Consider the following 304-nt stretch of genomic DNA (forward strand, 5'->3'; position numbering starts at 1 on the left):
GTGAAACGATACGATTCTGCTGCAAAAATCACCTTACTTAACGGTACATAGTCTGTTTTTCCAATTTTACGAGCAATACTTCTTAGTTCATCGAACACAATAAAATGCTCAATCGCACCGTAATGCTTCACTTTGTCGCGGTATGTAATTACAACACCGCCCTTAATATCTGTGTTTGCAAAGATTTTTGAACTCTCAGATTCATAATGCAAGACTGTCAAGTGCGGATCACTCAGCATATTCTCATTCCATGCTTTCGGTGTAGAGCCAGCATTGAACTAAAACCGTGCAGGATGAATCATTT

Annotated in this window: 1 protein-coding gene; it reads right to left on the reverse strand. The window is 39.1% G+C overall.

Going from position 1 to position 304, the window contains the following annotated elements; translation table 11 throughout:
• Positions 1 to 239 (reverse strand): Eco57I restriction-modification methylase domain-containing protein (locus P0G09_RS18295; RefSeq protein ID WP_275253378.1); only part of this gene is annotated, 239 nt, incomplete at its 3' end.
• Positions 240 to 304 lie beyond the last annotated feature (65 nt).

It is taken from the genome of Faecalibacterium sp. DFI.5.82 (assembly GCF_029076575.1).
GTDB classification, from domain to species: Bacteria; Bacillota; Clostridia; order Oscillospirales; family Ruminococcaceae; genus Faecalibacterium; species Faecalibacterium duncaniae.